Here is a 20,970-nt window from a genome sequence, read left to right on the forward strand (position 1 = left end):
CCCGGTTACATTCCGAACCCGGAAGCTAAGCCTCACAGCGCCGATGGTACTGCAGGGGGGACCCTGTGGGAGAGTAGGACACCGCCGAACAATTTTTGAAAAGGTCGGATCCTGAACTTCGGTTCGGGGTCCGGCCTTTTTCTGTTGTGCGTAACGTGTCGTTCACGTCGCGGGCACAGCATCCCAGGCATGGGAACTGCAGCAATGCTCAGGGCCGCCGGCGTCGGAGCCGGTGACGAGGTCGTCGTACCGGCCTTCGGGAACGTCGAGGTCGCCGAGGCCGTGACCCTGGCCGGCGCCCTTCCGGTGTTCGCCGACATAGACCCGGCGACCTACTGCCTGGACCCGGACGCGGTCGAGGGGGCGATATCCACCCGTACCGCCGCGGTCGTTGCCGTACACCGCTTCGGACGCCGGGCCGACATCGGCCGGTTGCACGCGCTCGGGCAGCGGCACGGGCTGCTGGTGCTGGAGCAGGGCGAGTCCGAAGCGCCGGACGACGAGACGGCGCAGCGCAGGCAGCGCGCCGCCTATCTCGACGCCAGGTTGAAGGGCGTACGGACACCGGACGGTGGGGCAGGGCACACCTACCAGCAGTACGTCGTGCGGGTGCCCGGGAACGGCCGTCCGGACCGGGACGCCTTCGCGCGGGCCCTGCGGGCCAGGGGAGTCGAGTGCCGGGTTCCGGTGAAGACGCCGGTGCACCGGCTGCCCGAGTTCCGCCGGTACGTGTCGTTGCCGGAGACCGAGACGGCCGCCGACGAGACGCTCGCGCTGCCCGTCGACGCCGCTCTCACCAAGCGGGAGATGCACCGCGTCGTGTCCGCCTGCAACGCCCTGGGCGGCCTGCTCCAGCCCGCCTTCTGACCGGGCGCCGAACGAATTTGGGAACAGGGGCCCGGTCGGGGTACAGTTTCTTCGTCGCCGCGAGGGAAACCTCGAAAACGACAGGCCCCTATAGCTCAGTCGGCAGAGCGTCTCCATGGTAAGGAGAAGGTCAACGGTTCGATTCCGTTTGGGGGCTCCGACAAAAAGGCCCCACCCTTTCGGGTGGGGCCTTTTTGTGCTTTCTCACAGCTCCTGGTGGATTCCCGGAACCCGCATCGCCAGAATGGCCATGTCGTCGGAGGGGGCGTCCGAGGCGAAGCGCTCGACCGCGCGCATGATGCGTGCGGCGACCGCGCCCGCGGTCAGACCCGTGCACGTCGTGAGGACATCGGCGAGGCCGTCGTCACCCAGCATGCGCGTGCCCTCCCGGCGTTCGGTGACGCCGTCCGTGACGCAGAGCAGGACGTCACCCGGGTCGAGGGTGACCCTCTCCTCGTACAGCTCCAAATCCTCGATGACGCCCAGCAGCGGCTGCGGTTCGGCCGCCGCGGTCACCGTGCCGTCCTGGCGCAGGCGCAGCGGGAGCGGATGGCCGGCGCACACGACCTTCAGCTCGGCGCTGCCGTCCTCCTGGGGGCGCAGCTCGCCGTAGAGCAGGGTGAGGAAGCGGCTGCGGTCGCCCTCGTCGAGGATCGCGGAGTTCAGGCGCTCCAGCACGGCCGGCCCGGGCAGGCCCTCGCGGGCCAGCAGGCGCAGGGCGTGCCGGGCCAGGCCGGTGACGGCCGCCGCGTTGGGGCCCGTACCGCAGACGTCGCCGATGGCGAAGCCGTACGCGCCGTTGCCGATGGGGAAGAGGTCGTAGAAGTCGCCGCCGACCTCGTTGCCCTCGCCCGCCGCGCGGTAGATGACCTCGACCTCGACGCCGTCGATCTGCGGCAGGCCCGGCGGGAGCAGGCTGCGCTGGAGGGACTGGCTGATGGCCGTGCGCTCCGAGTACAGCCGGGCGTTGTCCAGGGCGAGGGCGGCCCGGCGGCTCAGGTCCTCGGCGAGTTCCAGGATCTCCTGGCGGAAGTGCTCGTCGGTGGGCTTGCCGAGGGTCAGCATGCCGATGACGCGATTGCGGGCGACGAGCGGCAGCACGACCGTCTCGCCGCCGACCGCGGAGGCCGTGGCGAGCGTCGGGCCGATGCCGGAGGCGAGCCGGTGCGTGGAGCCGCCGGCCAGGCCCAGGCTGCGCATGGAGGTGCGCAGGGCCGCCTGGTGGGCGACCTCGCCGGGGATGGTCCAGACGCGGGCGCCGGGCGTCGGCACCGGGTCCGGCGGGGGGACCTTCGACAGCAACGACTTGATGCCGTCGATGAGTTCCTCGTCCTCGTGCAGGACGTACGACAGGTACGGCTCGGAGGCCTGGTCGGCGATGGTGTACACCGCGCACCAGGTGGCCAGTGTGGGGACCGTCATCTGGGCCATCAGGGCCAGCGTCTGGTCCCGGTCCAGGGTGCCGGCCAGCAGGTCGGAGGCCTCGACCAGGAAGCTCAGGGAGCCGCGGCGCAGCCGTTCCAGTTCGCCGAGGCGGGCCGATTCGACGGCCAGGGCGATGCGGTCGGCGGCGAACTGGAGGCGCAGCGCCTCCTCGTTGGTGTAGCGGCCGGGCGCCTCGGCGGCGACGCCGAGGGAGCCGGTGAGGCGGCCCTCGACCTTCAGCGGGACGGTGACGACCGAGCGCATGCCGGTGCCGGCGAGCAGGGGTACGGCGCCGGGGACGGCGGCGAGGTCGTCGTGGACGGCGGGCATGCGGGCGGAGCCGTAGCGGCCGGGGCCTGCCTCGACGGGCACGCGCGCGAAACGCTGGCGGGCGGAGGGCAGGCCGGTGGAGGCGCGGACCTCCAGTTCCGTCTCGTCGTCGGTGGCGAGCAGCAGGAACGCGGAGTCGCCGTCGAGCATGTCGCGGGCGCGTTCCACCGTGCGCTGGAGCAGGCCGTCGAGGTCGTCCGGGGCGGGGGAGCCGATGAACACCTCGAAGGGGTCGTTGCTCTGCCCGTCGGCGGACTGCTTCTGGTCGGTGGCCGGGACGCGGGGCGGGGACTGCAGGACGGCGCGTTCGTGGTCGCGCACCAGGAGGCAGACGGTGGAGGGCTCGCCGCCGGTGTCGCGGACCCTGAGGTGGGAGGCGTACACCTGTGCCACCCGGCCGTCGGCGCCGCGGATGCCGTAGGTGCCCTCCCAGCGGGAGAGCTGGAAGGCCTCGGCGATGCCGGTGCCGGTGCCCGGGGTGTGCGGCCAGGCGGCCAGTTCGGTCAGGGGTTTGCCGATGACGGCGGACGCGGGGTAGCCGAACAGCTCCTCGGCGTCCTCGTTCCAGGCGCTGATGCTGCCCTTGCGGTCGACCTGGAGGACGGCGACGCGGACCCGGCCGTCGGCCAGCGGCAGGAGGTCGGCGGGCAGGGCGGGGCCGGCGGTGCGGGTGCCGACCGCGCGCTCGGGCAGGTTGAGCTGGAACCAGACGTTCTTGTGGGTGGGGGTGTAGTCCACGCCCCAGCGGGTGGCCAGGGCCGCGCAGAGCTGGAGGCCGCGGCCGCCCTCGCGGTCGGGACTGCCCATGGTGGCGACGGAGCTCTGGAGCGGTACCTCGCGCTCCGGGTAGCGGTCGGAGACCTCGACGCGCACGCCGTCCTCGGTGCGCAGGCACAGCACCTCGGCGTGGGTGCCCGCGTGGACGACGGCGTTGGTCACCAGTTCGCTGGTGAGGACGACCGCGTCGTCGACGATGTCGGCGAAGCCCCAGCCCTGGAGGGTGTCGCGGACGAAGGACCGGGCGGTCGCGACCGATCGTCCGACGGGCTCGAAACTGGCAGCCGCGCGCGCGGTGATCACAGAACTCCTCGACCGGTCGTCTACATGCAGGGCTGCGGGGCCGGCCGGCTCGCGCCGCTGCTGCGGCAGCAACTCGCCGGTCGGCTGTGGCTCCGGGGGCTGTCCCCCGGGGATCAGTCCGGTGGTCATGGTGTCCGGCCGCCCCTCCGATGCCCGCTCGTACTCGTGCCACCGCCCAGGCCGGTCGGACCGGTGCGGCTGGACAGCCGCATGCAAGGTTACTTACCTTCGCCGTCCGAGCGGATGCCGGTCGCAGGTGTTTACGCCCCCCGGGTGTGCGGACGATGTGCGAAGGTGCCGAACTGTTATGGCCTGGTTCGGCCGGGGTGAAACACTGGGCAAGCTTCTGATGGAGGTCGGGTCGGGGTGCGTGTGTTCCGTCTACGGCGGGCAGCAGCCCCTGGTGTGGCCGGATCCCGTCTGGCAGATGTACGCAGGAGTAACCGGTACGTGGAAGCAACCGGTATGCCGATGACCGGCACGCCGGGCCGAAGCGGCCGAGCACAGCAGTAGCGGTCTACCCCTCCGGGAGGGACACAGTGGAGTCTGGCGCGGCGACGCGAGTCACGAAGACGCGCGCGAAAGGCGGACCGTCCCTGGGCAGGAGCGGCGGTACCACCGCCGTGGACACGGCCGCCCTGAACCGGCTGCTGGCGGCTCTCGTGTCGATGCGGGACGGAAACTTCCGCAAGCGCCTCACGGTGTCCGGTGACGGTGTGATGTCGGAGATCGCGGCCGTCTTCAACGAGGTGGCCGACCGGAACCTGCACCTGACCGGTGAGCTGGCGCGGGTGCGGCGCATGGTGGGGCGTGAGGGAAAACTCACGGAACGGCTGGAGACGGGGGCCTGCGAGGGTTCCTGGGCGACGGCCATCGACCACTCCAACGCGCTGGTGGACGATCTGGTCTGGCCGGTCTCCGAGGTCAGCCGGGTGCTCACGGCGGTCGCCGAGGGCGATCTGTCGCCCCGGATGGAGCTGCGGACGCAGGCGGCGGACGACGGCACGGGTCATCCGCTGCGGGGTGAATTCCTGAAGGTCGGCCGCACCGTCAACAACCTGGTCGACCAGTTGTCGACGTTCACGGACGAGGTCACGCGTGTGGCCAGCGAGGTCGGCACCGAGGGCAAGCTCGGCGGTCAGGCCCGGGTGCGCGGTATGTCCGGTTCGTGGAAGGACCTGACCGAGTCCGTCAACACGATGGCGGACCGGCTGACCGCCCAGGTGCGGGACATCGCGCTGGTGACCACGGCGGTCGCCAAGGGTGATCTGTCCCGCAAGGTGACCGTGCATGTCGCCGGCGAGATGCTGGAGCTGAAGAACACCGTCAACACGATGGTGGACCAGCTGTCGGCCTTTTCCTCCGAGGTCACGCGGGTGGCCCGGGAGGTGGGCACCGAGGGCATCCTGGGCGGCCGGGCGCAGGTGCCCGAGGTGGCCGGCGTGTGGAAGGAGCTGACCGACTCCGTCAACACGATGGCGGGCAACCTGACCGCGCAGGTGCGGGGGATCTCGCAGGTCACGACGGCCGTCGCCAATGGTGATCTGTCGCAGAAGGTGACCGTCCCCGCGCGCGGGGAGGTCGCGCAGCTCGCCGAGACCATCAACCAGATGACCGAGACGCTGCGGATCTTCGCGGACGAGGTCACGCGGGTGGCGAACGAGGTCGGCGCGGAGGGCAGGCTCGGCGGGCAGGCGAACGTGCCGGGCGCGGCGGGTACGTGGAAGGACCTGACGGACTCCGTCAACACGGTGTTCCGGAACCTGACCACGCAGGTGCGGGACATCGCGGCCGTGACGACGGCGGTGGCCAGCGGTGACCTGTCGCAGAAGGTCACCGTCGACGTGGCCGGCGAGATGCTGGAGCTGAAGAACACCGTCAACGGGATGGTGGACCAGCTGTCGGCGTTCGGTGCCGAGGTGACGCGGGTCGCGCGGGAGATCGGTGTCGAGGGTGAGCTGGGCGGCCAGGCGCAGGTGCCGGGGGCGGCCGGTACCTGGAAGGACTTGACCGACTCCGTCAACACCGCATTCCGCAACCTCACCGGGCAGGTGCGCAACATCGCCCAGGTGACGACGGCGGTGGCCAACGGCGACCTGTCGCAGAAGGTCACCGTGGACGTGTCCGGTGAGATGCTCCAGCTGAAGAACACCGTGAACACGATGGTGGACCAGCTGTCGAGCTTCGCCGACCAGGTGACGCGGATGGCCCGGGACGTGGGTACGGAGGGCCGGCTGGGCGGTCAGGCCCGGGTGGACGGCGTCTCCGGTACGTGGAAGGAGCTGACGGACTCCGTCAACTTCATGGCCGGCAACCTGACGTCCCAGGTGCGGCAGATCGCCCAGGTGACGACGGCGGTGGCGCGCGGTGACCTGTCGCAGAAGATCGACGTCGACGCGCGCGGCGAGATCCTTGAGCTGAAGAACACGATCAACACGATGGTCGATCAGCTGTCCGCCTTCGCCGACCAGGTGACGCGGGTCGCGCGGGACGTGGGCACGGAGGGCCGGCTCGGCGGACAGGCGCAGGTGCCCGGTGTCGCCGGTGTGTGGCGGGACCTGACCGACTCGGTGAACGGCATGGCCGGCAACCTGACGGCCCAGGTGCGCAACATCGCGCAGGTCGCCACGGCGGTGGCGCGCGGTGACCTCTCCCAGAAGATCACCGTGGACGCGCGCGGGGAGATCCTGGAGCTGAAGAACACCCTGAACACGATGGTCGACCAGCTGTCGTCGTTCGCCCAGGAGGTCACCCGGGTGGCCCGGGAGGTGGGCACCGAGGGCATCCTCGGCGGTCAGGCCGAGGTGCAGGGTGTCTCCGGCACCTGGAAGGACCTCACGCAGTCCGTGAACTTCATGGCGAACAACCTGACCATCCAGGTGCGCAACATCGCCGAGGTGACGACGGCGGTCGCCAAGGGCGACCTGTCGAAGAAGATCACTGTTGACGCGAAGGGCGAGATCCTTGAGCTCGTCACGACGGTCAACACCATGGTTGATCAGCTGTCCAGCTTCGCCGAGCAGGTGACCCGGGTGGCCCGTGAGGTGGGCACCGAGGGCATCCTGGGAGGCCAGGCGCACGTGCCGGGTGTGACCGGCATCTGGAAGGACCTCAGCAACAACGTCAACCTGATGGCCAACAACCTGACCATGCAGGTGCGCAACATCTCCCAGGTGGCCGCGGCGGTCGCCAACGGTGACCTGACGCGGCAGGTGACGATCGAGGCGCGCGGCGAGGTCGCGCAGCTCGCCGAAACCATCAACACCATGGTCAAGACGCTGAGTTCGTTCGCCGACCAGGTGACCAAGGTGGCCCGTGAGGTGGGCACGGACGGCATCCTGGGCGGCCAGGCGCACGTGCCCGGGGTGGCCGGCACCTGGAAGGACCTCACCGAGTCCGTGAACCAGATGGCGTCCAACCTGACCGGTCAGGTGCGCAACATCGCCATGGTCACCACGGCCATCGCCAAGGGTGACCTGACCAAGAAGATCGACATTGACGCGCGCGGTGAGATCCTTGAGCTGAAGACGACGATCAACACGATGGTCGATCAGCTGTCGAGCTTCGCCGAAGAGGTCACGCGCGTGGCCCGCGAGGTGGGTACGGAAGGCCAGCTGGGCGGTCAGGCACGCGTGCGGGACGTCGACGGCACCTGGCGCGACCTGACCGAGTCCGTGAACGAGATGGCCGGGAACCTGACCCGGCAGGTGCGTGCCATCGCGCGCGTGGCGACCGCGGTGACCCGCGGCGACCTGAACCTGAAGATCGACGTGGACGCGTCCGGCGAGATCCAGGAGCTGCAGGACTACATCAACAAGATGATCGCCAACCTGCGCGACACCACGATCGCCAACAAGGAGCAGGACTGGCTCAAGGGCAACCTGGCCCGGATCTCGGCCCTGATGCAGGGCCGCCGGGACCTGGAGGACGTGGCCTCGCTGATCATGAGTGAGCTGACGCCGGTGGTGTCCGCGCAGCACGGTGCGTTCTTCCTGGCGATGCCGCTGCTGGAGGGCAAGGACGTCGGCAACGGCGAGGACGACTACGAGCTGCGGATGCTGGGTTCGTACGGCTACTCGATGGGCTCCATGCCGACGTCGTTCCGGCCCGGTGAGGCGCTGATCGGCACGGCCGCCCAGGAGAAGCGCACGATCCTGGTGGACCGGGCGCCCAGCGGCTACCTGAAGATCTCCTCCGGGCTCGGCGAGGCGCCGCCCGCGCAGGTGATCGTGCTGCCGGTGCTCTTCGAGGGCAACGTGCTCGGCGTGATCGAGCTGGCGTCCTTCACGCCGTTCACGCACATCCAGAAGGACTTCCTCAACCAGATCGCCGAGATGATCGCGACCAGCGTCAACACCATCTCGGTCAACACCAAGACCGAACAGCTGCTCAAGCAGTCGCAGGAGCTGACCGAGCAGCTCCGGGAGCGGTCGGCCGAGCTGGAGAACCGGCAGAAGGCGCTGCAGGCCTCCAACGCGGAACTGGAGGAGAAGGCGGAGCTGCTGGCCCGTCAGAACCGGGACATCGAGGTGAAGAACACCGAGATCGAGGAGGCACGGCAGGTCCTGGAGGAGCGCGCCGAGCAGCTCGCGGTCTCCATGCGCTACAAGAGCGAGTTCCTCGCCAACATGTCGCACGAGCTGCGCACCCCGCTCAACTCGCTGCTCATCCTGGCGAAGCTGCTCGCGGACAACGCCGAGGGCAACCTCTCGCCGAAGCAGGTGGAGTTCGCCGAGACCATCCACGGCGCCGGCTCCGACCTGCTCCAGCTGATCAACGACATCCTGGACCTGTCGAAGGTCGAGGCGGGCAAGATGGACGTCTCGCCTACGCGGATCGCGCTGGTCCAGCTCGTGGACTACGTCGAGGCCACCTTCCGGCCGCTGACCGCGGAGAAGGGCCTGGACCTGTCCGTGCGGGTGTCCCCGGAGCTGCCGGCCACCCTGCACACCGACGAGCAGCGGCTGTTGCAGGTGCTGCGCAACCTGCTGTCCAACGCGGTGAAGTTCACCGACTCCGGGTCGGTGGAGCTGGTGATCCGGCCGGCCGGCGCGGATGTGCCGGCGGGCATCCGCGAGCAGCTGCTGGAGGCCGGTTCGCTGACGGAGCCGGGCGGGCCGCTGATCGCGTTCTCGGTGACGGACACCGGGATCGGCATCGCGGCCAGCAAGATGCGGGTGATCTTCGAGGCGTTCAAGCAGGCGGACGGCACCACGAGCCGCAAGTACGGCGGCACCGGCCTCGGCCTGTCGATCTCGCGGGAGATCGCCCAGCTGCTCGGCGGCGAGATCCACGCGCAGAGCGAACCGGGCCGCGGCTCGACGTTCACGCTGTACCTGCCGCTGCACCCGAGCGAGCTGCCGCCGCAGGGCTACCAGCAGTCCGTGCCCGCGCTGGAGGCCGGTGACCTGGTCGCGGCCTCCGAGGCGCGGCTGTCCTCGGAGCTGTCCGCGGCGGAAATCGAGACGCCGGCCGAGGTGAAGTCGTACCAGGAGACGCAGAACGGTCCCGCCGCGCTCTTCCGGCGCCGGCGGCGGAGCCTGCCGCAGGAGCTGCAGCGGCCCGAGCAGCGGACGGCCGTCCACGAGCAGGAGCGCGCGCCGCAGCAGGGCGGCGCGGTGCGGTTCGGCGGTGAGAAGGTACTGATCGTCGACGACGACATCCGCAACGTGTTCGCGCTCACCAGCGTCCTGGAACAGCACGGCCTGTCGGTGCTGTACGCGGAGAACGGCCGCGAGGGCATCGAGGTGCTGGAGCAGCACGACGACGTGGCGGTCGTCCTGATGGACATCATGATGCCCGAGATGGACGGGTACGCGACGACCACCGCGATCCGCAGGATGCCGCAGTTCGCGGGGCTGCCGATCATCGCGCTCACGGCGAAGGCGATGAAGGGCGACCGGGAGAAGGCGATCGAGTCGGGCGCCTCCGACTACGTCACCAAGCCGGTCGACCCCGATCACCTGCTGTCGGTGATGCGCCAGTGGATGCGGGCGGAGTGAGCGCGGCGGACGGCGGGGCCGGGCACGGGGCACATGCCGGGGGAACTTCCGGCGGGTGCCGGGAGTTGCTGCATGATGGGGGCCGGGAACGCACGGAACTCCGAATTCCGGGAACTATCCCGGGGCGGGCCGCGTTTCCGGTACGTGCACCGTGACATCGCGGTGACAGGGTGTGGCGACAGGCGGGGTGCGGCTACGATGACCGGCACAAGGACGGGCGGCGAAAGGGAGTCGTCCTCTGGGGCGGCGCCCGGTGTACCGCCGGGGCGAGGAGGGCGGGCCATGGTGCAGAAGGCCAAGATCCTCCTGGTCGATGACCGGCCGGAGAATCTGCTGGCGCTGGAGGCCATCCTCTCTGCGCTCGATCAGACGCTGGTGCGGGCATCGAGCGGGGAGGAAGCGCTCAAAGCACTGCTCACGGACGACTTCGCGGTCATTCTGCTGGATGTCCAGATGCCGGGCATGGACGGGTTCGAGACCGCCGCGCACATCAAGCGGCGCGAGCGGACCCGGGACATCCCGATCATCTTCCTCACGGCCATCAACCACGGCCCGCACCACACCTTCCGGGGCTACGCGGCGGGTGCGGTGGACTACATCTCCAAGCCGTTCGACCCGTGGGTGCTGCGCGCGAAGGTCTCGGTTTTCGTCGAGCTGTACATGAAGAACTGCCAGCTCCGGGAACAGGCGGCGCTGCTGCGGCTGCAGTTGGAGGGCGGTGGCAAGGGCGGTGTCGCCGGCAAGGAGTCGGCCGGGCTGCTCGCGGAGCTGTCCGCGCGGCTCGCGGCCGTCGAGGAGCAGGCGGAGGCGCTGTCCAAGCAGCTGGACGACGACTCCGCGGATGCGGCGGCGGTGGCCACGGCGGCCCATCTGGAGCGCAAGCTCACCGGGTTGCGCCGGGCCCTCGACGCGCTGGAGCCGGGCTCGGGCGGCGCGAGCGCCTCGGTGCCCTCGCAGAACTGACCCACGCCTCGGCCGCAGTTGCGGATGAGCGTGCGTCAGTTCCGCGCCCCGGCAGGCACGACACGAACGGGTGAAGCTGGGTGCACACGTGTCCGCCGTCGTCTCCCCCGGTAACCTCACACCATGGCCTCACGTCCCTCCGCAGCCAAGAAGCAGCCCGCCAAGAAGGCGGCCGCTCCCGTGAAGGCTCCGGCGAGGAAGGCCGCCGCGAAGAAGGTTCCGGCCAAGAGGGCGCCCGCCAGGAAGGCCGCGGTGAAGAAGGCCGCGCCCGCGAGGCCGGTATCCAGCCCCACGGGGGGCGTGTACCGGCTGGTGCGCGCCCTCTGGCTCGGCCTCGCGCACGCCGTCGGCGCCGTCTTCCGCGGCATAGGACAGGGCGCGAAGAACCTCGACCCGGCCCACCGCAAGGACGGCATCGCGCTGCTGCTGTTCGGCATCGCGCTGATCGTCGCCGCCGGCACCTGGGCGGACCTGCGCGGGCCCGTCGGCGACCTGGTCGAGCTCCTGGTCACCGGCGCCTTCGGCCGCCTCGACCTGCTGGTGCCGATACTGTTCGCGGTGGTCGCCGTACGGTTCGTGCGGCACCCGGAGAAGCCGGAGGCCAACGGGCGGATCGTGATCGGCCTGTCCGCGCTCGTCATCGGTGTGCTCGGCCAGGTCCACATCGCCTGCGGCTCACCCGCGCGCAGCGCCGGCATGCAGGGCATAAGGGACGCCGGCGGCCTGATCGGCTGGGCGGCGGCCACCCCGCTGACGTACACCATGAGCGAGGTGCTCGCCGTACCCCTGCTGGTGCTGCTGACGGTCTTCGGGCTGCTCGTGGTGACCGCCACCCCGGTCAACGCCATCCCGCAGCGGCTGCGGACGCTCGGGGTGCACCTCGGCGTGCTGCACGATCCCGAGGCGGACCGGTTCGCCGTGGACGACGAGGGTTACGACGAGCAGTGGCGCGAGGCGCCGCCCGCCCGCCCGCGCAGGCGCGCGGGCGCCCCCCGGGCGTACGACCCGGAGCGCGCCGAGGAGGAGGCGCTCACCCAGCGCCGCGGGCGCCCCAGGCGCTCCGCGGTGCCCCAGCCGGACCCGCAGCGGCAGCTGGACGCCGTGGACGTCGCGACCGCCGCGGCCGCCGCGCTGGACGGGGCGGTGCAGCACGGCATGCCGCCGTCCCCGCTCGTCGCCGACCTCACCCAGGGGGTGAGCGCGGGCGAACGCGAGGACACCACCCCGGTGCCCACGCCGGCACCGACGCCCGCGCCCGCCGCGGCCCCGGTTCCGGGCGCCCGCCCCCAGCGGGAGGAGCTCAGGACCGGGACCGTCCCCGACCTGACGAAGAAGGCCCCCGAGGCACCCCGCGACCTGCCCGCGCGCGCGGAGCAGCTCCAGCTGTCCGGGGACATCACCTACGCGCTGCCCTCGCTGGACCTGCTGACCCGCGGTGGCCCCGGCAAGGCGCGCAGCGCCGCCAACGACGCGGTCGTCGCCTCGCTCACCCAGGTCTTCACCGAGTTCAAGGTCGACGCGGCCGTCACCGGCTTCACCCGCGGCCCGACGGTCACCCGCTACGAGGTCGCGCTCGGGCCCGCCGTGAAGGTCGAGCGGATCACCGCGCTGACCAAGAACATCGCCTACGCCGTCGCGAGCCCGGACGTGCGGATCATCAGCCCCATCCCCGGCAAGTCCGCGGTGGGCATCGAGATCCCGAACACCGACCGGGAGATGGTCAACCTCGGCGACGTGCTGCGCCTCGCGGAGTCCGCCGAGGACGACGACCCGATGCTGGTCGCCTTCGGCAAGGACGTCGAGGGCGGGTACGTCATGCACTCGCTGGCGAAGATGCCGCACATGCTGGTCGCCGGCGCCACCGGCTCCGGCAAGTCGTCCTGCATCAACTGCCTGATCACCTCGGTCATGATGCGGGCGACCCCGGAGGACGTCCGGATGATCCTGGTCGACCCCAAGCGGGTCGAGCTGACCGCCTACGAGGGCATCCCGCACCTGATCACGCCGATCATCACCAACCCCAAGCGGGCCGCCGAGGCGCTGCAGTGGGTGGTCCGCGAGATGGACCTCAGGTACGACGACCTGGCCGCCTACGGCTACCGGCACATCGACGACTTCAACCGCGCGGTGCGCGAGGGCAAGGTCAAGCCGCCCGAGGGCAGCGAGCGGGAGCTGCAGCCGTACCCGTACCTGCTGGTGATCGTGGACGAGCTGGCGGACCTGATGATGGTGGCCCCGCGTGACGTCGAGGACGCGATCGTGCGCATCACGCAGCTCGCGCGCGCGGCCGGCATCCACCTGGTCCTCGCCACCCAGCGTCCGTCGGTCGACGTGGTCACCGGTCTGATCAAGGCCAACGTGCCGTCCCGGCTGGCCTTCGCCACCTCCTCGCTCGCCGACTCCCGGGTCATCCTCGACCAGCCCGGCGCCGAGAAGCTGATCGGCAAGGGCGACGGCCTGTTCCTGCCGATGGGGGCGAACAAGCCGACCCGTATGCAGGGCGCCTTCGTGACCGAGGAGGAGGTCGCGGTCGTCGTCCGGCACTGCAAGGAGCAGATGGCGCCCGTCTTCCGCGACGACGTCACCGTGGGCACCAAGCAGAAGAAGGAGATCGACGAGGACATCGGCGACGACCTCGACCTGCTGTGCCAGGCGGCCGAGCTGGTCGTCTCCACCCAGTTCGGGTCGACCTCGATGCTCCAGCGCAAGCTGCGCGTCGGCTTCGCCAAGGCCGGACGGCTCATGGACCTCATGGAGTCCCGCAACATCGTGGGGCCGAGCGAGGGCTCCAAGGCACGTGACGTTCTCGTGAAACCCGACGAGCTGGACGGTGTGCTCGCCGTGATCCGCGGGGAGTCCGACGGGTGAGGGGCGAAGGGCCGTTCGGCCGACGCGGGTTACGCCGGCTGGCGGGATCGCCGTGATCCACCTGTTAGATGTCGGTGAGCAACCGTTTCCCTTTGTCGTACGTCCAGTTGAGCGAGAAGACAGGTAGGGCCCGCATCCTGGGGTACCTGCCTGTCGCGTCCTCGGGGTGTCGGGCCATTCCGATGGCGTACAAAGTCCTACCGCCCGGTTGCCCCACCCTTTCGTACCCCCCCTAGACTGAGCTTCCAGCACAGGTGGCTACACGCTCGAAAGGCGCCCCCGTGTCCATCGGCAACTCCCCTGAAGACGAGCGTCCGTTCCGAGACGAGTCCCAGGAAGCCCGACCCTCCGTGGGCCGTGCGCTGCAGCAGGCGCGGATCGCGGCCGGGCTCACCGTGGACGACGTCAGCAGTGCCACTCGTGTCCGTATCGCCATCGTGCGCGCCATCGAGGCGGACGACTTCGCGCCCTGCGGCGGCGCCGTGTACGCCCGCGGGCACATCCGCACGCTGGCCAGGGCCGTCCACCTCGACCCCGAGCCCCTGATCGCCCAGTACGACGCCGAGCACGGCGGCCGGCCCGCGCCCACCCCCGCCGCACCCCTGTTCGAGGCGGAGCGGATCCGGCCCGAGCGGCGCGGCCCGAACTGGACCGCGGCGATGGTCGCCGCGATCGTCGTCGTCATCGGGTTCGTCGGGTTCACCGCGGTCAAGGGCGGCGACAGCGCCGGCGACTCCAAGGCGCAGGTCGCCGAGGGCAGCCCGGCCGTCACGGTGAAGTCCGCCCCGCCCAAGCCGCAGAAGCACAAGCCGGCCGAGCCGACCGGCGAGCCCTCCGACAGCGCCATCGCCGCCGCACCCCAGGACAAGGTGACCGTCCAGGTCAGCGCCCCCAACGGACGCAGCTGGATCTCCGCCAAGGACCACAACGGCCGGATGCTCTTCGACGGGCTGCTGAAGAAGGGCCAGTCCAAGACCTTCCAGGACAACTCCAAGATCAACCTGATCCTCGGCGACGCCGGCGCGATCGAGCTGTACGTCAACGGCAAGAAGATCGAGGACACCTTCCGGCCCGGCGCGGTGGAGCGGCTCACCTACACCAAGGGCGACCCGGTGGCGGGCTGACGGACCGGGCGCGGCGGATGTGACGGAGTCGGCCACAATCGGCCAACCCCGTCGACGTGGGCTGTCAGTGAGACAAAGTAGTCTTGAGCCCATGCCTGAACGCCGTACCGTCGCACTCGTCACTCTCGGCTGCGCTCGTAACGAGGTGGATTCCGAGGAGCTCGCAGGCCGTTTGGAGGCGGACGGCTGGCAGCTCGTCGACGACGCCGCGGACGCCGACGTCGCCGTGGTCAACACCTGTGGCTTCGTGGAAGCCGCGAAGAAGGACTCCGTCGACGCCCTCCTGGAGGCCAACGACCTCAAGAACCACGGGAGAACCCAGGCCGTCGTGGCGGTGGGCTGCATGGCCGAGCGGTACGGCAAGGAGCTGGCCGAAGCGCTGCCCGAGGCCGACGGCGTGCTCGGCTTCGACGACTACACCGACATCTCCGACCGCCTGCAGACCATCCTGTCCGGCGGCATCCACGCCTCGCACACCCCGCGCGACCGGCGCAAGCTGCTGCCGATCAGCCCGGCCGAGCGCCAGGAGTCGGCCGCCGCGGTGGCCCTGCCCGGGCACGGCCCCGCCGACCTCCCGGAGGGCGTCGCGCCCGCCTCCGGCCCCCGTGCGCCCCTGCGCCGCCGCCTGGACGGCTCCCCGGTCGCCTCGGTCAAGCTGGCCTCCGGCTGCGACCGGCGCTGCTCCTTCTGCGCCATCCCGTCCTTCCGCGGCTCCTTCATCTCCCGCCGCCCCAGCGACGTGCTGAACGAGACCCGCTGGCTGGCCGAGCAGGGCGTCAAGGAGATCATGCTGGTCTCCGAGAACAACACCTCCTACGGCAAGGACCTCGGCGACATCCGCCTGCTGGAGTCCCTGCTGCCCGAGCTCGCCGAGGTCGACGGCATCGAGCGGGTGCGGGTGAGCTACCTCCAGCCGGCCGAGATGCGCCCGGGCCTCATCGACGTCCTGACCTCCACCCCCAAGGTCGCCCCCTACTTCGACCTGTCCTTCCAGCACTCGGCGCCCGGCGTGCTGCGCGCCATGCGCCGCTTCGGTGACACCGACCGCTTCCTGGAGCTGCTCGACACCATCCGGAGCAAGGCTCCCGAGGCCGGGGTGCGCTCCAACTTCATCGTCGGCTTCCCCGGCGAGTCCGAGTCCGACCTGGCCGAACTGGAGCGCTTCCTGAACGGCGCCCGGCTCGACGCCATCGGCGTCTTCGGCTACTCCGACGAGGAGGGCACGGAAGCGGCGACCTACGACGACAAGCTGGACGAGGACGTCGTCGCCGAGCGCCTGGCCCACATCTCCCGGCTCGCCGAGGAACTCGTCTCGCAGCGCGCCGAGGAGCGCGTCGGCGAGACCCTGCGGGTCCTGGTGGAGTCGGTGGACGAGGAGGAGGGCGTCCACGGCCGTGCCGCGCACCAGGCGCCGGAGACCGACGGCCAGGTCCTGCTCACGAGCGGCGCGGGCCTGAGCGTCGGACGTATGGTCGAGGCAAAGGTGGTCGGTACGGAAGGTGTCGACCTGGTGGCCGAGCCGCTGACCGGCTCGCTCGCGGGTAGTGAGGAGGCGGGCAGATGACCGGAGTCCCGGCATCCGCCGCGGGTGGCTCCTCCGGCGCGCAGGGCGCCCGGGGGTCCGCCGCAGCTGCCGACGGCGCCCGGTCCGAGGTCTCCGGTTCCGCTTCGGGTCCGGCCACGGCTCCCGACGGCGGCGGCAAGCCCGCGCGCGGCGGGAAGATCGCGGCCGCGGCCGTCAACCAGGCGAGCGTCTGGAACGTGGCCAATCTGCTGACCATGCTCCGCCTGCTGCTGGTGCCCGGCTTCGTGGCGCTGATGCTGACCAACGGCGGCTACGACCCGGCCTGGCGCTCCGTGGCCTGGGCCGCCTTCGCTATCGCCATGATCACGGACTTGTTCGACGGTCACCTGGCGCGCACCTACAACCTCGTCACCGACTTCGGGAAGATCGCCGACCCCATCGCCGACAAGGCGATCATGGGGGCGGCGCTCGTCTGTCTGTCCGCCCTCGGTGATCTGCCGTGGTGGGTGACGGCCGTGATCCTCGGCCGGGAACTCGGCATCACGCTGCTGCGTTTTCTGGTCATTCGCTACGGCGTGATCCCCGCCAGCCGGGGCGGCAAGCTGAAGACGCTCACCCAGGGCGTGGCCGTCGGGATGTACGTCCTGGCACTGACGGGGTGGCTGGCCACCCTGAGGTTCTGGGTGATGGCCGTGGCGGTCGTCCTCACGGTCGTGACCGGCCTCGACTACGTAAGACAAGCCATTGTGCTGCGCCGGCGGGGAATCGCCGAGCGCGCCGCGGCGTTGGAGGAGAAGGAAGCGTGAGTTCCGCGGCCACCGAACTGGTGCGACTACTGACCGTGAGGGGCGAGACCCTTGCCGTCGCCGAGTCGCTGACCGGTGGCCTGGTAGCCGCGGAGATCACCGGGGTGCCCGGCGCCTCCCGGGTGTTCCGGGGCTCGATCACCGCCTACGCCACCGAGCTGAAGCACGAGCTGCTGGGCGTCGACGCCACTCTGCTGGCCCAGCGCGGAGCGGTGGATCCGCAGGTCGCAGGCCAGATGGCGGCCGGTGTCCGCAAGGCCCTGGGGGCCGACTGGGGCATCGCGACCACCGGGGTCGCCGGCCCCGATCCGCAGGACGGACAGCCCGTCGGGACGGTCTTCGTGGCCGTCGACGGACCCCTCACCGGCCGGGCCGGTTCTGCCGGTGGCGGAAAAGTCGAGGCTCTGCGGTTGAACGGCGGCCGTGCGGAAATTCGTATGGAGAGTGTACGGAGCGTACTCGCAGTGCTCCTGGAGCGGCTTGCGGGCGAACAGACTGGGAATGAGCGGGCACAGGATACGGAACGGAACGGGGGGTTTTGATGTTTGCAGCCCTGAGTGAACACGACATCGCTCCCCGCACGGCCGCGGCGCAAGGCGGTACGGTGGGGCGAGAAGGATGCGGCTACGCGGTCCGAGGAGGGAGCCACCGATGATTCTGCTCCGTCGCCTGCTGGGTGACGTGCTGCGTCGGCAGCGCCAACGCCAGGGCCGTACTCTGCGCGAAGTCTCCTCGTCCGCCCGAGTCTCACTCGGCTATCTCTCCGAGGTGGAGCGGGGGCAGAAGGAGGCTTCCTCCGAGCTGCTCGCCGCCATCTGCGACGCGCTGGACGTACGGATGTCGGAACTCATGCGGGAAGTGAGCGACGAGCTGGCGCTCGCCGAGCTGGCCCAGTCCGCCCGGGCCACCGAGCCCGTGCCCACGCCGGTCCGTCCCATGCTGGGTTCGGTGTCGGTGACCGGTGTGCCACCGGAACGGGTGACCATCAAGGCGCCCGCGGAGGCGGTGGACGTGGTCGCCGCGTGAGCTTCGTGCACGCGGCTTAGCGATCCGAGACGTGTGAAGCCCCGGCCGGCTGTCCCAGGGAGACCTGGGGAGCCGGCCGGGGCTTTTCGTCGCTCGTCACCCGTCGGGCGTCCGTTTGCCGGGGCTGTGCGGTGCGGTCATGGTGGAGGGGACGTGACGGCGCCCGAGCACCGGAGGAATCGGATGTACGTCGTGAAGAGCCCCTTGGCCGACGCGGATCTGAAGACCGTGTCGGAGGCGCTGCAGGGCGCCCTCGTCGACCTGGTGGACCTCTCCCTGGTCGCCAAGCAGATTCACTGGAACATCGTCGGCCCCCGCTTCCGCTCCGTCCACCTCCAGCTGGACGAGGTGGTCGACTCCGCCCGCACCCACATGGACACGGTGGCCGAGCGGGCCTCGGCGCTGGGCGTCCCGCCCGACGGGCGCGCCGCCACGGTGGCCGCCACGAGCGGCATCAAGAACACTCCCGCGGGATGGATCAAGGACACGGACGCGGTCGGGACGATGGTGGACGCGCTGGGCGCGGTGATCATCCGGATGCGGGAGCGGGTGGAGGCGACCGGGGCGCCGGATCCGGTGACCCAGGACCTCTTCATCGGGATCACCGCCGACCTGGAGAAGCACCACTGGATGTTCCAGGCGGAGAACGCCTGAGCGGCCGGCCGCCCCCTCCCACGCCGGACGGGCCGTTCTCCTCCCGGCGCTGCATCAGTGAGCCCTCGGTGCGCCTCCCGGGCGGTCGGGGTGGCGGTCTAGCGTCCGGCTGGAGGTGGTGGCGGGCATGGCGGGGCGGATAGTGCGCTGGGTGGTGGTCCCCGGGCTCGGGGCGGTGTGGTGGTGGGCCGTGCTGCGGCTCGCCGCGGGCAGCGGCTCGGGTGTGCTGGAAGGGGCCGTCGTGGCCGGCGGATGGGGGCTGAGCCTGCTGCCCGTGCACTGTGTGCCCGAGGGGCGCGCGACCGGGGCCGTGCCGACAGGGCGCTGGGTGACCGCCTGGCGGGCCGGGGACGTCACCAGGGCATCGCCACACCCCCGTTCGGGCGAAGTATCTGACCCGTCGTGAAGGCCGACGCGTCCGATGCCAGGTACAGCACCGCCTGGGCGACGTCGTCCGGCTCGCCGACCCGGCCCAGCGGGGTCAGCCGGGTCATCGCGGCCTCCGTGTGCGCCTGCGCCTCCCGGTCGTGGCGCTCGGTCATGGGGGTGCGGATCCAGCCCGGCGCGACCGCGTTGACCCGGATGCCGTGCGGGCCCACCTCCGTGGCCAGCGTCCTGGTCAGCTGCACCACGGCCGCCTTGGCCGCGCCGTAGCAGAGCAGCCCGGCGCCACCGGTGTCGACCGCGCCCGAGGCCATGGTGACGATGCTGCCGCGGGTCCCGTGGGCGAGCATCAGACGGGCCGCCTCCTGGCAGGCGTACAGCACGCCCTTGAAGTTGACGTCCAGCACCCGGTCGAGGTCCTCGTCCCGGGTCTCCAGCACCGGACTGCTGTGCATGATCCCGGCGATCGCCGCCAGCACGTCCAGCCGCTCACAGGACCGCACCGCCGCGCCGAGCCCGGCCCGGTCGGTGACGTCGAGGACATGGACGCGGGCCGTGCCGCCGCGCTCCCCGACCAGCGCGGCCGTGCCGTCCAGGCCGTCCGGGTCCCGGTCTGCACAGTGCACCGTCGCGCCCGCCTCGGCCAGCAGTACGGCGGAGGCCCGCCCGATCCCGCCGCCGGCTCCGGTGACGAAGGCGGTGCGTCCGCTGAGGTCGTACGCGCTGAGGGCCATGCAGGCGACGGTACGAGCATGTCTGACGGGTCGTCAATTAGTGGGCGCGGGACGAAGCGTGGGACGGTCGGCGGTCGGCGGAGGGGCGGAGGGCGGGCGGTCAGCCGGTGCGGCGCGGGTACTTGTCCCGCCAGCGCTGTGGTGAGCCCGGCGCCGGAGCGGGACCCGTCTGGCAGGTGGGGCACCAGTAGGTCGGGCGCTCCTGGGAACCGTCGCCCTGGTCGGCCACCCGGACGGACGTGTGGCAGCGCAGGCAGGGGCGGGGCGCGCGGCCGTAGACGAACAGGTCGTACCGGGGCAGGCCGGTGGTCTGCCGGACCGGGCGGTCGCGGTTCACCTCCAGGAGCCGCTTGGCCAGACCGGGCAGCTTCTCGGCGCGGTCCGCGGGGAGCGCGCCGGCCGGCAGCCACGGTGTCACACCGAGCAGGAAGCACAGTTCGCTCTTGTAGACGTTGCCGATGCCCGCCAGATTGCGCTGGTCCAGCAGGGCCTCGCCGAGCTGGCGGCCGGGGTCGGCGAGGATGTTGGCCAGGGCGCGCTCGGGGTCCCAGTCCGGGCCGAGCAGGTCGGGGCCCAGATGACCGACGACCCGTTCCTCATCGGGCGTGCGCAGCAGTTCCAGGACCGGCAGGCGGTAGCCGACGGCCGTCCGGTCGGCGGTGCAGAGAACCGCCCGGATCTGGTGCGCGGGGCCACCCCGCCAGCGTTCGCCCGCGTCGAACACCTTCCACGCGCCCTCCATGCGCAGATGCGTGTGCAGGGTGAGGCCGCCCTCGAACCGGGTGAGCAGGTGCTTGCCCCGCGGGACCGTGTTCAGCACCCTGCGGCCGGTGAGGTCGACCGTCGCGTACTTCGGCACGCGGAAGTCGCTGCGGGTCAGCGCCTTGCCCGCGAGAGCCTCGTGCAGCCGCCGCGCGGCCTGCCAGACCGTGTCACCTTCGGGCATGCGTCAAGGGTGCCACGAGGGGTGACGGGGTGAGGGGGAGCGGGGGTGGGTGGGGGGTGATGGTGAGGGGTGGGGGGCGATAGGGCGGGAGCAGGGGTGGTGGCCTCGGCGGCTGGGGGTGCGGGCGGCGGGCGGCAGGCGGCGGGCTGCGGTCGCCGTGCCGGGCGGGGGAGAGCCGGGGTGCGGGCGGCGCGTGCCGTGCCGGGCTGGGGGTTCGGGGTTTGGGGCCCAGCGCC

General features: G+C 71.0%; 13 protein-coding genes, 1 tRNA gene and 1 rRNA gene. 12 read left to right on the plus strand and 3 right to left on the minus strand.

Going from position 1 to position 20,970, the window contains the following annotated elements; all coding sequences use genetic code 11:
- From rrf to IG05_RS0114940, 3 genes are all read left to right on the plus strand, one after another.
- Window positions 1–90, plus strand: a 5S ribosomal RNA gene (gene rrf / locus IG05_RS43670); the annotation flags it as partial.
- A gap of 114 nt (window positions 91–204) precedes the next feature.
- Complete coding sequence (locus tag IG05_RS0114935) at window positions 205–867, plus strand: DegT/DnrJ/EryC1/StrS family aminotransferase (RefSeq protein WP_030342806.1); 663 nt, start codon at window positions 205–207, stop codon at window positions 865–867.
- Between the two features lie 84 nt (window positions 868–951).
- Window positions 952–1,024 (plus strand) — tRNA-Thr (locus IG05_RS0114940).
- Window positions 1,025–1,071: 47 nt separating this feature from the next.
- On the opposite strand, the gene IG05_RS0114945 is transcribed toward IG05_RS0114940, so the two are convergent.
- Window positions 1,072–3,831 carry a SpoIIE family protein phosphatase gene (locus IG05_RS0114945; protein WP_030342808.1) on the minus strand — a complete coding sequence of 920 codons (2,760 nt, stop codon included), beginning with the start codon at window positions 3,829–3,831 and terminating at the stop codon, window positions 1,072–1,074.
- Between the two features lie 410 nt (window positions 3,832–4,241).
- Between IG05_RS0114945 and IG05_RS0114950 the strand changes: the two genes are divergently transcribed.
- From IG05_RS0114950 to IG05_RS0114990, 9 genes are all read left to right on the plus strand, one after another.
- A complete protein-coding gene (locus tag IG05_RS0114950) occupies window positions 4,242–9,704 on the plus strand; it encodes a HAMP domain-containing protein (RefSeq protein WP_107051357.1) in 5,463 nt (1,820 codons plus the stop codon).
- A 282-nt stretch (window positions 9,705–9,986) separates the two neighbouring features.
- Entirely contained in the window at window positions 9,987–10,667 is a 681-nt protein-coding gene (locus IG05_RS0114955) for a response regulator (RefSeq protein WP_030342812.1), read from the plus strand.
- 123 nt (window positions 10,668–10,790) lie between these two features.
- Window positions 10,791–13,535 carry a DNA translocase FtsK gene (locus IG05_RS0114960; protein ID WP_030342814.1) on the plus strand — a complete coding sequence of 915 codons (2,745 nt, stop codon included), beginning with the start codon at window positions 10,791–10,793 and terminating at the stop codon, window positions 13,533–13,535.
- 281 nt (window positions 13,536–13,816) lie between these two features.
- Entirely contained in the window at window positions 13,817–14,659 is an 843-nt protein-coding gene (locus IG05_RS0114965) for a helix-turn-helix domain-containing protein (RefSeq protein WP_030342816.1), read from the plus strand.
- A gap of 91 nt (window positions 14,660–14,750) precedes the next feature.
- Window positions 14,751–16,223, plus strand: coding sequence for a 30S ribosomal protein S12 methylthiotransferase RimO (rimO, locus tag IG05_RS0114970; protein ID WP_078894181.1), 1,473 nt, complete (start codon window positions 14,751–14,753; stop codon window positions 16,221–16,223).
- Window positions 16,220–16,990 carry a CDP-diacylglycerol--glycerol-3-phosphate 3-phosphatidyltransferase gene (gene pgsA, locus IG05_RS0114975; RefSeq protein WP_030342820.1) on the plus strand — a complete coding sequence of 257 codons (771 nt, stop codon included), beginning with the start codon at window positions 16,220–16,222 and terminating at the stop codon, window positions 16,988–16,990. The genes rimO and pgsA overlap by 4 nt, the downstream gene beginning before the upstream one ends.
- Window positions 16,987–17,532, plus strand: coding sequence for a CinA family protein (locus IG05_RS0114980; protein ID WP_030342822.1), 546 nt, complete (start codon window positions 16,987–16,989; stop codon window positions 17,530–17,532). The genes pgsA and IG05_RS0114980 overlap by 4 nt, the downstream gene beginning before the upstream one ends.
- 109 nt (window positions 17,533–17,641) lie before the next feature.
- Window positions 17,642–18,016 carry a helix-turn-helix domain-containing protein gene (locus tag IG05_RS0114985; protein WP_014675397.1) on the plus strand — a complete coding sequence of 125 codons (375 nt, stop codon included), beginning with the start codon at window positions 17,642–17,644 and terminating at the stop codon, window positions 18,014–18,016.
- Between the two features lie 183 nt (window positions 18,017–18,199).
- Window positions 18,200–18,670, plus strand: coding sequence for a Dps family protein (locus IG05_RS0114990; protein ID WP_030342825.1), 471 nt, complete (start codon window positions 18,200–18,202; stop codon window positions 18,668–18,670).
- 353 nt (window positions 18,671–19,023) lie between these two features.
- Here IG05_RS0114990 and IG05_RS0114995 read toward each other — a convergent pair whose 3' ends face one another.
- The gene (locus tag IG05_RS0114995) at window positions 19,024–19,788 is read right to left on the minus strand and encodes an SDR family NAD(P)-dependent oxidoreductase (protein ID WP_030342826.1); all 765 of its coding nucleotides are present in this window, start codon (window positions 19,786–19,788) and stop codon (window positions 19,024–19,026) included.
- 100 nt (window positions 19,789–19,888) lie between these two features.
- Window positions 19,889–20,734 (minus strand): Fpg/Nei family DNA glycosylase, encoded by an 846-nt coding sequence (locus IG05_RS0115000; RefSeq protein WP_030342827.1) that lies wholly within the window; start codon window positions 20,732–20,734, stop codon window positions 19,889–19,891.
- Window positions 20,735–20,970 lie beyond the last annotated feature (236 nt).

It is taken from the genome of Streptomyces sp. NRRL S-1022, from assembly GCF_000720135.1.
Taxonomy (GTDB): domain Bacteria; phylum Actinomycetota; class Actinomycetes; order Streptomycetales; family Streptomycetaceae; genus Streptomyces.

Bases quoted from the DNA above. Each gene is read 5' to 3' on its own strand.
- IG05_RS0114935 (WP_030342806.1), top strand. From the start codon at position 205: ATGCTCAGGGCCGCCGGCGTCGGAGCCGGTGACGAGGTCGTCGTACCG.
- IG05_RS0114945 (WP_030342808.1), bottom strand. From the start codon at position 3,831: ATGACCACCGGACTGATCCCCGGGGGACAGCCCCCGGAGCCACAGCCG.
- IG05_RS0114955 (WP_030342812.1), top strand. From the start codon at position 9,987: ATGGTGCAGAAGGCCAAGATCCTCCTGGTCGATGACCGGCCGGAGAAT.
- IG05_RS0114960 (WP_030342814.1), top strand. From the start codon at position 10,791: ATGGCCTCACGTCCCTCCGCAGCCAAGAAGCAGCCCGCCAAGAAGGCG.
- rimO (WP_078894181.1), top strand. From the start codon at position 14,751: ATGCCTGAACGCCGTACCGTCGCACTCGTCACTCTCGGCTGCGCTCGT.
- pgsA (WP_030342820.1), top strand. From the start codon at position 16,220: ATGACCGGAGTCCCGGCATCCGCCGCGGGTGGCTCCTCCGGCGCGCAG.
- IG05_RS0114985 (WP_014675397.1), top strand. From the start codon at position 17,642: ATGATTCTGCTCCGTCGCCTGCTGGGTGACGTGCTGCGTCGGCAGCGC.
- IG05_RS0114990 (WP_030342825.1), top strand. From the start codon at position 18,200: ATGTACGTCGTGAAGAGCCCCTTGGCCGACGCGGATCTGAAGACCGTG.
- IG05_RS0114995 (WP_030342826.1), bottom strand. From the start codon at position 19,788: ATGGCCCTCAGCGCGTACGACCTCAGCGGACGCACCGCCTTCGTCACC.
- IG05_RS0115000 (WP_030342827.1), bottom strand. From the start codon at position 20,734: ATGCCCGAAGGTGACACGGTCTGGCAGGCCGCGCGGCGGCTGCACGAG.